At 78.0% G+C, this 12,696-nt stretch carries 8 protein-coding genes; 7 read left to right on the top strand and 1 reads right to left on the bottom strand.

Annotated features, from left to right (window positions below; all coding sequences use genetic code 11):
• The first annotated feature begins 24 nt into the window (after window positions 1–24).
• The 4 genes from ABD823_RS13070 (at window position 25) to ABD823_RS13055 (ending at window position 5,921) form a co-directional block, all read left to right on the top strand.
• Window positions 25–159: a SapB/AmfS family lanthipeptide gene (locus ABD823_RS13070; protein ID WP_344859205.1), complete on the top strand. Its 135-nt coding sequence runs from the start codon at window positions 25–27 to the stop codon at window positions 157–159.
• Window positions 160–248: 89 nt separating this feature from the next.
• The gene (locus ABD823_RS13065) at window positions 249–2,102 is read left to right on the top strand and encodes an ABC transporter ATP-binding protein (RefSeq protein WP_344859204.1); all 1,854 of its coding nucleotides are present in this window, start codon (window positions 249–251) and stop codon (window positions 2,100–2,102) included.
• Window positions 2,099–3,817: an ATP-binding cassette domain-containing protein gene (locus ABD823_RS13060; protein ID WP_344859202.1), complete on the top strand. Its 1,719-nt coding sequence runs from the start codon at window positions 2,099–2,101 to the stop codon at window positions 3,815–3,817. The genes ABD823_RS13065 and ABD823_RS13060 overlap by 4 nt, the downstream gene beginning before the upstream one ends.
• Window positions 3,818–3,896: 79 nt before the next feature.
• Window positions 3,897–5,921, top strand: coding sequence for a prolyl oligopeptidase family serine peptidase (locus tag ABD823_RS13055; RefSeq protein WP_344859201.1), 2,025 nt, complete (start codon window positions 3,897–3,899; stop codon window positions 5,919–5,921).
• Window positions 5,922–6,054: 133 nt separating this feature from the next.
• Here ABD823_RS13055 and ABD823_RS13050 read toward each other — a convergent pair whose 3' ends face one another.
• Entirely contained in the window at window positions 6,055–6,711 is a 657-nt protein-coding gene (locus ABD823_RS13050; RefSeq protein ID WP_344859199.1) for a response regulator transcription factor, read from the bottom strand.
• Window positions 6,712–6,945: 234 nt separating this feature from the next.
• Here ABD823_RS13050 and ABD823_RS13045 point away from each other — a divergent pair, with 234 nt between their 5' ends.
• The 3 genes from ABD823_RS13045 (at window position 6,946) to ABD823_RS13035 (ending at window position 12,671) form a co-directional block, all read left to right on the top strand.
• Window positions 6,946–8,163 carry a hypothetical protein gene (locus tag ABD823_RS13045; protein ID WP_344859198.1) on the top strand — a complete coding sequence of 406 codons (1,218 nt, stop codon included), beginning with the start codon at window positions 6,946–6,948 and terminating at the stop codon, window positions 8,161–8,163.
• Window positions 8,153–9,397 (top strand): hypothetical protein, encoded by a 1,245-nt coding sequence (locus ABD823_RS13040; protein WP_344859195.1) that lies wholly within the window; start codon window positions 8,153–8,155, stop codon window positions 9,395–9,397. The genes ABD823_RS13045 and ABD823_RS13040 overlap by 11 nt, the downstream gene beginning before the upstream one ends.
• A gap of 244 nt (window positions 9,398–9,641) precedes the next feature.
• Window positions 9,642–12,671 (top strand): chromosome partitioning protein ParA, encoded by a 3,030-nt coding sequence (locus ABD823_RS13035; RefSeq protein WP_344859193.1) that lies wholly within the window; start codon window positions 9,642–9,644, stop codon window positions 12,669–12,671.
• Window positions 12,672–12,696: the final 25 nt, after the last annotated feature.

The following is a 12,696-nucleotide window of genomic DNA, read 5'->3' as shown; positions in this document are numbered from 1 at the left end:
TTTCGACAGAACTGGAGCGATCCCATGGTGCTTCTCGACCTGCAGTCCCTGGAGACCCCCGGCGGCGGCCACCACGGCGGTGGCGGCGGCAGCACGCTGACCGTCCTGAGCTGCGGCTCCGCCGCGCCGAGCAACCTGAGCCTCGCGCTCTGCCACTAGCCGGTCGGCCGTGCCCGGGGCGGCCCGCACGCTGCGGCCGCCCCGGGCACGGCCGTCAGGTGAACCCGAGACGCAGGGAGGAGGGACCGGTGCGGCCGGCGGATCGGCTCATCGTCCAGACCGTACGGCGGAGCGGCCCCTGGCCGGCCGTCCTGGCGGTCGCCTCGGTGGTCGGCGCGTGCGCCGAACTGGCCCTCCCCCTCGTCCTGGGCCGCACGATCGACGGCCTCGTCGCGGCCGGGCCCGCGTGGGGCGCGTGGCCGGGTGTCTGCGCCGCCGTCGTGGCCGCCATGGTGGCCTGCGACGCCCTGGGCGTGTGGGCGGCCGGGGCCGGGAGCGCCCAGGCCGCGCAGTGGCTGCGCCGGCGGATCGTGCGGCACGTGCTGGGCGTCGGCCCCGCGCTGGGCCGCCGCTTCCCGGAAGGGGAGCTGGCCACCAGGGCGGGCGTCAACGCCGAGGAGGCGGGCCGTGCCCCGGAAGCCCTCGTCACCGGGGCGGCGCTGGTCATCCCCTCGGTGGGGGGCCTGGTGGCGCTCACCTTCGTCGACCCCCGGCTGACGGTGACGCTCGCCGCCGGCCTCGTCGTCATCGTCTTCGTGCTGCGGGCCTTCCTGCGCCTGAGCACCGCCCTCGCCGGCGGCTACCAGGAGGCGCAGGGCGACATCACCGCGCGCCTGCTCGACGCCCTGGCCGGGGCGCGCACGATCGGCGCCGCCGGCACCCTGGCCGAGGAGAGGGCCCGGGTGCTGGCCCCGCTCCCCCGGCTGCGCGCGCACGCCATGGACATGTGGCGGGCCAACGCCCGCGCCGGCGTGCAGGCGGGCGTCGTGGTGCCGCTGCTGGAGGTGGCCGTGCTCGGCGTGGGCGGGTTCCTGCTCACCGCGGGCGAGCTGTCCCCGGGCGACCTGTACTCGGCCGCCCGGTACGTGGTGCTCGGCGCGGGCCTCGGCCCGGCCCTGGGCCACCTGGGCCGGCTGGCCCGGGCTCGCGCCGCCGCCGGCCGGATCGTCGAGCTGGCACAGGAGCCGCGCAGGGCCTGCGGCGGCCGCTCCCTGCCCCCCGGTCCCGGCACCCTGGAGTTCCGGGACGTCACCGCCGACGGCCTGTCCGGCGCCGGTCCCGGTGTCGGCCTGGTCGTGCCCGGCGGGTCGGCGGTGGCGGTGGTCGGCCGCTCGGGCGCGGGCAAGTCGGTCCTCGCCGCCCTCGCCGGCCGCCTGGCGGACCCGTCCCGCGGCACGGTGCTCCTCGACGGCGTCCCGCTGCCGGAGCTGTCACGCGAGGCGCTGGGCGCGGCCGTCGGATACGCCTTCGAGCGCCCCGTCCTGCTCGGCGAGACCGTGGCCGACGCCATCGGGCTCGGCCTGCCGTACCGGGGGCGGGAAGGCGCCGGGGACGCGGGGGGCCCGCAGGAGGCGGAGCGGCTGCGCGGGGCGGCCCGCGCCGCGTGCGCCGACGACTTCGTCCGGCGGCTCCCCCTGGGATACGACACCCCGCTGCGGGACGCGCCGATGTCCGGCGGGGAGCGGCAGCGGCTGGGCCTCGCCCGCGCCTTCGCGCACGGCCGGCGGCTGCTCGTCCTGGACGACGCCACCTCCAGCCTGGACAGCGTCACCGAGCGCCGGGTGGCCCGGGCGCTCGCCGGCGAGCTGGGCGACCGCACCCGGCTGATCGTGACGCACCGGGCGGCGACCGCGGCGGCGGCCGATCTGGTGATCTGGCTGGAGGACGGCCGGGTCCGCGGCTGCGGCCCGCACCGGGCGCTGTGGGACGACCCCGGCTACCGCGCCGTCTTCGACGTACGGCGGGCCGGCCCGGACGGGCGGCGGGAGCAGGCGGACGCGCCGGAGCGGGGGGACGCACCGGGGCCGGACGCACCCGGGACGGCGGGGCGGACGGACGCGCCGGAGCGGGCGGGGGCGTCGGGGCGGGTGAGCGCGCCGTGAACCGGCCGGTCCGCCGGGCGCTCCTGCGGGATCCGCGCCTGCTGGCCCGGCTCGGCCTGTGGTCGGTCGCCGAGACCGCGCCCGCGCTCGTCGTGGGACTGGCCCTCGCCGGGGCGATCGACGACGGCTTCGCCGCCGGGCGGCCGGGCACGGGCCTGGCCTGGCTGGCGGTCCTCGGCGCCGCCTGGCTGGTCGCCGCGTTCGGCGCGCGGCAGGCCGTACTGGCCGTCGCCGCGATCGTGGAGCCGTTCCGCGAGGACCTGCTCGGCCAGGTGGTCGCCGGCGCCCTCGCCGCCTCGGCCGCCTCGGGGCACAGGCCGGACACCGCCGCGGTGGCCCGGGCGAACCTCCAGGTGGAGCTGGCCCGCGACGCCCTGGCCTCGGTCGTCACGGTCGTGCGGTCGTTCGTGTTCACCGCGGTGAGCGTGCTGCTCGGGCTGACGACGCTGATGCCGCAGGTGCTGGTGCTCGTGCTCCCCCCGTTCCTGGCCGGGCTCGGCCTCTTCCTGCTCTCGCTTCCGGCGCTGGCCCGGCGGCAGCGGGAATTCCTGCTGGCCGACGAGCGCACCGCCGAGTCGGTCGCGGCCGTGGCCGGCGGGCTGCGGGACATCGCGGCCTGCGCGGCCGAGGAGCGCACGGCCGCCGCGGTGGAGCGGCGGGTGGCCGAGCAGGCCGCCGCCGGGCGCGCGCTCGCCCGGGTGACCGCGGTCCGCACGCTCTCGCTGGCGGTGGGCGGCTGGCTGCCGGTGCTGCTGATCCTCGCCGGCACCCCCTGGCTGCTGGCCCAGGGCGCGGGCGCCGGGGTCGTCCTGGGCGCCCTGGCCTACGTGACGCAGTCCCTGGCTCCCGCGCTGGGCAACCTCGTGCAGGGCCTGGGGGTGAGCGCCGTGCGGCTGCACGTGTCACTCGACCGCATCACGGCTCAGGCGCCCGGGCACCGGTCCCTCCCGGCGGAGGCGCGGCTGCGGGCCGCCGACGGCGGGATCGAGCTGCGCGGCGCGGCGTTCGCCTACGGGCCGCACGCCGAGCCGGTGATCGACCGCCTCGACCTGACCGTCCCCGACGGGGACCACGTGGCCGTGGTCGGGCCCAGCGGCATCGGCAAGTCCACGCTGGCCGCGCTCGTCGCCGGGGTGCTCCGCCCGGGCGCCGGGGAGGTCCTCGTCGGCGGAGTGCCCGCCCACCGGGCCGACCCGGCCGACCGGGTGCTCATCCCCCAGGAGGCGTACGTCTTCCGGGGCACGCTGCTGGAGAACCTGACCTACCTCGCCCGCGACCGCACGCGGGAGGAGGTGGAGGCGGCGGTGACGGCGCTCGGCCTGACCGGGCTGGTGGAGCGGCTCGGCGGCTGCTCCGCCGAGATCTCCGCCGGGCTGCTGTCACCGGGCGAGCGCCAACTCGTCGCGCTGGCCAGGGCCTACCTGACCGCGGCGCGCCTCGTCATCCTGGACGAGGCGACCTGCCACCTCGACCCGGTGGCCGAGGCCCGCGCCGAGGAGGCGTTCGCCCGCCGCGGCGGCACGCTCCTCGTCATCGCCCACCGGCCGACCTCGGCCCTGCGCGCCCGGCGCGTCCTCGTCATGGACGGCACGCGCGTGCGGCTCGGGCGGCACGAGGAGCTGCTCTCCTCCTCCCCCCTCTACGCCGATCTGGCCGGCCGGTGGGGCCCCCCGCACGCCCGTCCGCGGCCCGCGCCCCCCGGCCACGCGGCCTGACACCCCGGAGGCCGGGAGCCGTCCGCGCCCCGCGGATCCCCGGCGCCGTCCCGACCCCTCGAACGCCAGGAGCCGCCCCGTGATCTATCCCCCCGCCGAACGGCAGCCGACCGTCGACCGTCTGCACGGGCACGCCGTACCGGACCCGTACCGGTGGCTGGAGGATCCCGGCGACCCGCGGACCCGGGAGTGGCTGGCGGCCCAGGACGAGCTGTGGCGGTCCTGCGCCGCCGCGCTGCCCGGCCGCGACCGCTGGCACGCCCGGGTGGCGGAGCTGGGCGCCGCCGGCACGGTCACCCCGCCGCTGTGGCGCGGAGCGCGCCGGTTCTTCCTGCGGGGCACGGCCGGGCAGCGGCACCCGGTGCTGTACACCGCCGGTCCCGACGGCGCCGAGGAGGCCCTGGTCGACCCCTGCGCGCTGGACCCCTCCGGCCTGACCGTCCTCGACCACTGGCAGCCCGACCTGTCCGGCCGGCTGCTGGCCTACCAGGTGTCCCGGGGCGGGGACGAGCGCTCGGAGCTGCGGGTCATGGACGTCGCCACCCGGCGGATCGTGGACGGCCCGATCGACCGCTGCCGCTACGCCCCGGTGGTGTGGCTGCCGGACGGCACGGCGTTCTTCTACGTGCGGGACCGGCGGGTGTGCCTGCACCGGCTCGGCACGGCCGCCGCCGACGACGTCGTGGTCCGCGCCGAGGAGCGCTCCTACGGCCTGGGCTCCGGCCCAGGCGGCCGCTGGCTGGTGGTCTCGGCGGTGGCCGGGGGCGGCAACGACGTCTGGCTGGCCGACCTGGCGGCCGCCCCGCCCGACCGGCCCGACCTGCGGGTGGTCCAGGAGGGGACGGGCGCGGCCACGGTGCCCGCCGTCGGCCGGGACGGCCGCCTGTACCTGCTGACCACGCTGGACGCGCCCCGCGGGCGGCTGTGCGTCGCCGACCCGGCCGACCCGGGCCCCGGGGGCTGGCGGGAGCTGGTCGGCGAGGACCCCGAGGCGGTGACCGGCGACTTCGCGCTCCTCGACGGCCCCGGCCTCCCCGGCGGCCCGGTGCTCCTCGTCGGGCGGACCCGGCACGCGATCAGCGAGATCGGGGTCCACGACCCCGCCACCGGCGCGCGGATCGGCCGGGTGCCGCTGCCCGGGCTCGGCACGGTGGGCCGGATGTCCACGCGCCCCGAGGGCGGCCACGAGGTCTGGTTCTCCTACACCGACAGCGTCACGCCGCCCGGCGTGCACCGCTACGACGCGCGCACCGGGCGGACCACGTCGTGGGCCGCCGCGCCCGGCGCCGTGGACGTGCCGGAGCTGGCGGCCCGCCAGGTCGTCTACGCCTCGGCCGACGGCACGCCGGTGCGCATGGTCGTGCTGGCCCGGCCCGGGAGCGGGCCCCGCCCGGCGATCCTGTACGGCTACGGCGGGTTCGGGCGCGCGCTGAGCCCGTCCTACTCCGGTTACGTCCTGCCCTGGGTGGAGGCCGGGGGCGTCTTCGTGCTCGCCCAGGTGCGCGGCGGCGGCGAGGAGGGCGCCCGCTGGCACCGCGACGGCATGCTGGAGCGCAAGCAGAACGCCGTCGACGACTTCGTCGCGGCCGCGGAGCGGCTGATCGCCGACGGCTGGACCGCGCCCGACCGGCTCGCCGCCTGCGGGGAGTCGGGGGGCGGGCTGCTGGTCGGGGCCGCGGTCACGCAGCGGCCCGAGCTGTTCGCCGCCGCGGTGTGCTCGGCCCCGCTGCTCGACATGGTGCGCTACGAGCGCTCCGGCCTGGGCCCGGCCTGGCGCGGGGAGTACGGCTCGGCGGAGGATCCGGAGCAGCTGGGCTGGCTGCTGGGCTACTCGCCCTACCACCGGGTCCGCGAGGGCGTGGACTATCCGGCGACGCTGCTGACCTCGTTCGGCGGCGACACCCGGGTGGACCCCCTGCACGCGCGGAAGATGTGCGCGGCGCTGCAGCACGCCACCTCGGGCCCGCGGCCGGTCCTGCTGCGCCACGAGAGCGGCGTCGGGCACGGGGCCAGGGCGGCCGACCGGGCGACCGCCCTGGCGGCGGACATGCTCGCCTTCCTCGCCGCGCACACCGGGCTGGAGGCCCCGCCGCGGGGGCGGTAGCGGCCCGGAGCGGGCCGGGCCGCCGCCGGGTCCTCCGCCCCGGCCCTGGCCCGCCCCTGCCCCGGCCCGCCGTCACGGGGCGCCGTCACGGGGCGCCGTCACGGGGCGCCGTCACGGGGCGGCGGGCCCGGTCTCAGGTGCGCGAGCGGTAGCGGACCAGCCCGATCTCGCTCGCGTCGTCCGGCCAGAGCCAGCCGTCCTGCTTGGCGATCCTGATCGCCTCCACGCGGGTCCGGGCGCCGATCTTGGACAGGATCCGCGACAGGTAGTTGCGGACGGTGCCCCCGGACAGGTAGAGCCGGTCGGCGATCTCGTCGACCGGCGCGCCCTCAGCGGCGACCTTCAGGACGTCCATCTCCCGGCCGGTGAGCGGGTTCTCCCTGGCGCTGAGCGCGGCGACGGCCAGCTCGGGGTCGACGACCTGCTCTCCGGCCGCGACCCGCCGCACGCATTCGGCCAGCCGTCCGGCCGGGCTGTCCTTGACGATGAATCCGCGCGCGCCGGCGTCCATCGCCCGGCGCAGCGCCACCGGGGTGGCGAGACCGGTCAGGATCACCGTCCGGCAGCCGGGCAGCCTGCGGCTCAGCTCCGCCGCCGCGGAGATGCCGTCCACGCCGGGGAGCCCGATGTCCACGAGCGCGACGTCGGGACGGTGGCGCAGGCACGCCTCGACCACCTCGTCCCCGCGCCCCACCTCCCCGACGACCTCGATGTCCTCCTCCAGCGAGAGCAGGGCGACCATCGCCCCCCGAACAAGATGCATGTCCTCGGCGATCAGGACATCTATCACGCGTCGTCTCCCTCGAACGGCGGCGCACGGGTCGTCCTCCGGCCCCGCATGCTACTCAGCGGAACCGGCCGACTACCGCGTTACCCAGATTTGACCCGATCGAACGGCGCACGTCGAGCGGTTCCCGAGAACAGGCCGCCCTATCAGGCGATATATCCCGCCCTGCGTTGCCGTGGGCGGTTTTGTGGGACACGGAGGACGTGATTGTCGGGCCCAGGCCGTACGGTAGGGCGCGTGCCAGAGACGAACCACGAGATCACGTTGGACTCGGCCCTCGGCGAGGAGGCCGTGCTGGCGTCCTACCGCCGGATGTTCGCCGCGCTCGCCCGCGACAGCGGCGCGGTGGTGGACGACCCGGTGCTGGTCGACATCGCCGAGACCCTGCTGGCGGCGTTCGCCGAGGCCGGGGAGGAGTGGCTGACCCACGAGCAGATGCGGCACGCCTGCCGGGCCTACCCGCTGGAGATGTTCGAGAACCGCCTGCGGGTGCTCAAGGGGCTCGGCGCGATCCGCGAGGTCTTCCCCAAGCCCCACCAGCTCCGCTACCGGGCGTCGTTCACCAGCATGGTGGGCCTGATGTTCATCCGGCGGATGCTGCACGACGGCGGCCAGTCCGAGGTGCACCGGCTGCTGGCGCTGGAGGACCTCAACGCCGCCGACCCGCGCACGACCATGGAGGAGGCCCGCGCCAGCGCGCAGAACCTGGCGCGGGCGTTCCGGCTCTGGGCGCTGGAGCTGATCACGCTGACCGGCGGCACCATCGAGGAGCTGCGCGAGCAGGCGCCCAAGCTCTGGGGCACCGAGGAGATCGCCCAGCGGGCGCAGAGCCTGCACGCCACGATCCTGACCCGCTGGCCCGACCTCGACCGCACCTGCACCGAGCTGCGCGCGGCGATCTACGCCTACAGCGACGCCTCCCGCCGCGCCGCCGGGCGGCTCGCCGACTCCGCGGGCACGACGCGGAACCTCACGCTGCTGCCCGCCGAGACCTGGCGGACGTTCGCCCGGACCGCCGGGAAGGAGCGCCTGGCCGCGGTGCTCGACGGCTTCGTCTTCGACGCCCCGGCCCCCTGGCACGACCCGGCGGCGATCGTCCGGGCGGTCGACGAGAGCCCGCGCCCCGCGCCGGTCCAGCCCGCCCCGCCCCGCCCCGACCTGCCCGACCCCGGTCCGGCCGACTCCTACGAGCCGGACTCCGGCGACCTCGAACGCCTGACCTCCGTCGCCGAGACCGCGCTGCGCGGACGCTCCTCGGCGCGGCTGGAGGAGCTGCTCACCGCCGACGGCGAGTGGGTCTCCGTCCGCCGCCTGCTCGCCGACCTCGTCTCGATCGACCTGCGGCCCGAGTCGCCCTACCGGCTGCGCTGGTCCGACGGCCTGACCGCGGCCCCCGGCGCCGAGCCCTCCTGGGTCTCGCACGGCGTGCTGGAGAGGACCGGGCATGACGGCTGAGGCCGCCGCCCCCGGCGCCGGCGCGGCGCACGTGCGGGCCCGGTCGGCCGGCCCGATCCCGCTGGGGCCCGGCGAGCCCGCGCCGTGGGGCATGGCGCGGCTGGGCCGCGGCGACGGCACCGGCCTCGCGCTGCCCGTCTGGCCGGACGGGGCGACCCCCTCGCTCCTGGCCGAATACCAGGTGGCGCCGGTGGCGGTGGAACGCTCCGGGGAGACCCGGCGGGTGCTGGCCGCGGCGCTGAAGTGCTGCTGGACCGACCTGGCCGCCGACCCGTGGCCCGGATCGCCCGCACCGGTGGACGACGTGCTGGCGGCCTACCGGGCGCTGATCGGCCGCTCCGACGACCTCATGCGCAACTGGGCGGTGGGCGCGCTGCGCCGCCTGCACGACTCGGCCTGGCTGGTGGTGGCCGACGGCACCGTGCGGCTCGGCCCCCGGTGCGCCGCCTGGCCCGCCGCCTCCCACGCGCAGCTGCGCGAGCTGGTGCGCCGCCTGCCCGGTCCGGGCGAGGAGCGGGCCGCACCCGGCGTGCTGCCCGTGGCCGCGGAGGCCGGCCATCAGGAGGGCGCGGGCGTCGAGTTCCCCGAGGGCGTGGACGAGGACCTGCTCGGCCCGTTCGACGAGCGCCGCCGCTCGGAGCTCGTGGCCGCGTTCATGGCGGTGGAGCACGCGGCCGAGCCGGTGCACGAGGCGCGCTTCCCGGCGCTGCGCGACCCGGTGCTCCGCCGGGTGCTGGCGGAGATGCTCCGGCGCAGGGGCCGGGTCCTGGTCTCCGCCGGGCAGGCGTGGACCTCCGGCTACGCCGACGATCCCGGCGGCCCCGGCGGCGCCGCGGCGGGCGCGCCCCTGGGCGAGGCCGAGCGGGCCGTGCTGGTGCTGGTGCTGGTGCACTCCGTGGCGATCCCCCGGGCCGAGGGGCTGCTGCCGGCCGACAGCTGGCTGTCGCCGTTCCCCGCGCAGACGGAGGAGCTGCGGAGGCACACCCGGCTGCCGATCGGCGAGCTGGAGGCCGCGCTGCGGACCCTGCGCCACGCCGGGCTGGTCGCCCAGGTGAAGTCCGGCGAGGAGGCGGGCGGCTACGTGCCGGGCCCGCAGTTCCACCGGCTGACCCCGGCGGCCAGGCGGCGCCTGCAGGAGGAGCTGATCCTCGCCGCGGGGCCGCACACGCCGCTGGCGGCGGCCGTGCGCGCCAGGCGCAGCCGGGGCCCGCTCCGCGAGCCGGCCGAGGACTAGCCGCACGCACGCATGCGCGCCCGGCGGGCCGCGCCCGAGGGGTCCGGCGGGCGGGCCCGATGGGTCCGGCGGGGGCCCGGGACCGCGGGCCGCCCCGGCGGCCCCGAGGTCGCAGCATGTCTCCGGACGGCCCCGCCGTCGCGGCGCGTCTCCGGACGGCCCGCGGGCGCGGGCCGTCCGGACCCGGGACCGGCGAGGTGCCGGTCCCGGCCGAGCACACGAGGACAGGAAAGGAACGACGAGGTTGGCCGAGCAGCCGAGCCTGGTGCCGATGGAGATCCGGGCGGCGGGACCGGACACCGACGTGGTCGGCGACCGCGTGCTGATCGCCGTGCAGGCCGTCAACATCTCCCGCCTGTCGACCCACCCGGTCCCGATCGTCCCGGGCACCCTCGTCGTGGTCGCCGGCGCGGGCCCGAAGGACTCCAACGGCGCGGGCAAGTCGTCGTTCATCGCGATGATCACGGCGCTGCTCGGCGACGAGCAGTGGCGCTTCGCCTCCGGCGCCCGGTCGGTCGCGGAGCTGCTGTTCAACGCCGAGCTCGCGGCCGGGGGCGGCGGCCGGACCTGGGCCAGCGCCGACCACGGCTACATCGTGGGCGTCTTCGACCACCCCAGGGTCTGGGAGGAGGGGCTGCCCGACGCGGTGACGGTGTGGCTGCGGGTCAACCAGGAGGCGCCGCACCTGGAGGTCCGCTGGACGCGCGGGGTGCGCGTGGCCGCCGGCGCCTCGGAGGCGGAGCGGGTGGCCCGGGCCGACGAGGTGTGGGCGGGCCTGCCGCGCTCGGCCGGCCGGCGCGACGTGGTCGCGCGCGACCTGACGAGGTTCCTCTACGGCGACCGGGTGCGGTGCGTGTCGTTCCTGTCCACCTCGGTGCGGAGCAAGGTCGCCACGAACCTGCTCTCCCAGCCGCTCAACGAGATCTCCCCCGAGCGGGTCTTCGAGGCGATCGCCGCGCTGACCGGGCTGGACGCCGAGCTCGACCAGGAGCGCGAGGCCCGGCGCGACGAGCACGCCAAGCGGGTGCGGGCCCAGCGGGCGATGGAGATGCTCAAGGAGTTCGAGGCGGAGTCGCGGACGCTGCTGTCGGCCTTCGACCGGCGCGACCGGGCCAGAGTACGGCTGGCGGACGCGCTGCGCTGCTGGCGAGGGCGGCTGGCGCGCAGGCTCGCCGACGCGGCGGCGCGCGACGAGGAGCTCGCCGCCGCCCTGGAGCGGCTCCACCGGGCGGGCGAGCGGGCGGCCGAGGAGGCCGAGGCCGTCCGGGCGGAGATCGCCACGCTGAAGGACGACACGCTGGACCGCGGCCTGGCCGAGGCCCGCGCCGAACTGGCCGCGCTGCAGGCCCGCGCGGCGCGGCTGGACGCCGACCGGGCGGTCGCGGAGAACTCCGCCGACGAGCTGCGCGGCCGCATCCCCGGGCTGGAGGAGCGGCGACGGCTGGCCGACGGCCGCGACGTGCCGGCCGCCGAGCGCGAGCTGGCGCAGGCCAGGACCCGGCTGAGCGAGGCGCTGAAGGCGCTGGGCGTGGCCGACCGCGAGGTGGCCGACGCGCGGTCCGCGCTGGACGACGCCGAGGGCGGCCCGGCCGCCGCCCAGCTCCGGGCGCTCGCCGAGGCCGGGGTGGGCGCGACCGGCCTGCTCGACGCGATCGACGTGGCCGAGCACGCCCGGGACGGCGGGCCCGCCGCGGACGGAGGCCCGGCGGAGGGCGGGACCGGCGCGGGCGGCGGCGCGGCGGGGCCGGCGGCCGTGACGGGGCTGCGGGGCTGGCCGCAGGAGCACGCGGTCGTCGTGGACGCCGGCGACCTGGAGGCCGCGGCCCGGGCGCTGGCCGCGCTGCCGGGGTCGGTGCTGGTCAGCTCGGCCGGTGTCACCGTGGTGGGCTCCTTCGAGGCGGTCGCCACCGGCCGGGAGGCCCGCATCAAAGCCGCCGAGCTGCGCCTGCACCGGGCGCGCGACCTGCAGGAGACGGCGGCCGAGGCGGTGCGGGCCGCCGAGGACGGGCGGGCCGTGGCCGGCCGGCGGCTGGAGGGCGCCCGGGCGGCCGTGCAGCTGGCCGAGGTCGAGCGGCTGCTCGCCGAGCGGCGCGACCGGCTGACCGGGCTGACCGAGGCGCTGGCCCGGCTCGCGCCCGCCGTGACGGAGGCCGAGCGGCGGGCGAGCACGCTGGACTTCCGCTCCCGGACCAGGAACATGGAGATCGAGCGGCTGGAGGGCCTGCGCGCCCGCCACGAGGCCGAACGCGACCAGGCCGCCGCGCAGGCCGCCGCGGTCGGGGCCGAGCGCGAGGCGCTCGGCCTCGCGGAGCTGGTCCGCGAGTGGGGCGGCACCGCCGAGGACGCGCACGAGTGGCTGCGGGCGCTGCCCGAGGCCGAGCGCCCGCTGACCGCCGAGGAGTGGTGGCGGGCGGCCGAGCGCCGCCTGGACGAGGCGCTGCGCGACACCTTCCCCGGCGAGGACGCCGAGATGCCCGAGGAGCTGCTGTTCCTGATCCGGCAGCGGACCGAGCCCGGCGCCGGCCGCAGCGCGCGGGAGCAGGCGACGTTCCCCGGCGTGTGCGCGGCGCTCGCGTCCTACCTGCGCGGCCAGGAGGAGTACGAGCGGCACCAGCGCCGCCAGATCGAGACCCAGCTCGCCACCCGGCAGCGCGACCTGACGGCCGCGGCCAAGGGCGCCGAGGAGGCCGCCCAGTCCACCGCCGTGCACCGGGCGGCGCTGACCGCGGCGATCAAGGCGCGGCTGGCCCGGGTGGCCGAGGAGTTCGACAAGCTGGACACCGCCTACGGCGGGTACGGCGCGACGCTGGAGTTCCCGGTCCCGGCCGCCCCCGCGGACCCGGAGCAGCGCTGGGCCTGGCGGGTGACGCCCAAGTGGCGCCGGGGCGAGGGGCAGCCCTTCGTGCCGTACAACCGGCGGGCCAACACCGCGCTGATGGACGAGAAGGCCGTGAAGCTGGTCTGCGCGGCGGCGATCGCCTCCTCCGGCGGCGGGCACCTGTGCCTGGTCCTGGACGAGCTGGGCCGCAACCTCGGCAAGGAGCACCGGCGCGAGGCCGTGGCGCTGTTCCGGCGGATCGGCGAGACCTACGGGATCACGGTGATCGGGGCCCTCCAGGACGACATGGAGCCCTACGCGGTGGACGCCTGCGGGCAGTACGTCAAGCTGCGCCGCTCCTCCGACGCCATGCCGTACAACGAGCCGCCGGTGGTGGTCGGCCACGACCGGCACGCCGGGCGCGTGCGCGCGCTCGCGGCGGCGGTGAGCCGTTAACCTCGTGGAGGAGTTCCGTCTCGGA

Source organism: Planomonospora alba (assembly GCF_039534085.1).
Classification (GTDB): domain Bacteria; phylum Actinomycetota; class Actinomycetes; order Streptosporangiales; family Streptosporangiaceae; genus Planomonospora_B; species Planomonospora_B alba.
Note: the sequence above shows the minus strand (reverse complement) of the source record. Positions and strands in the feature narration are given on the sequence as shown.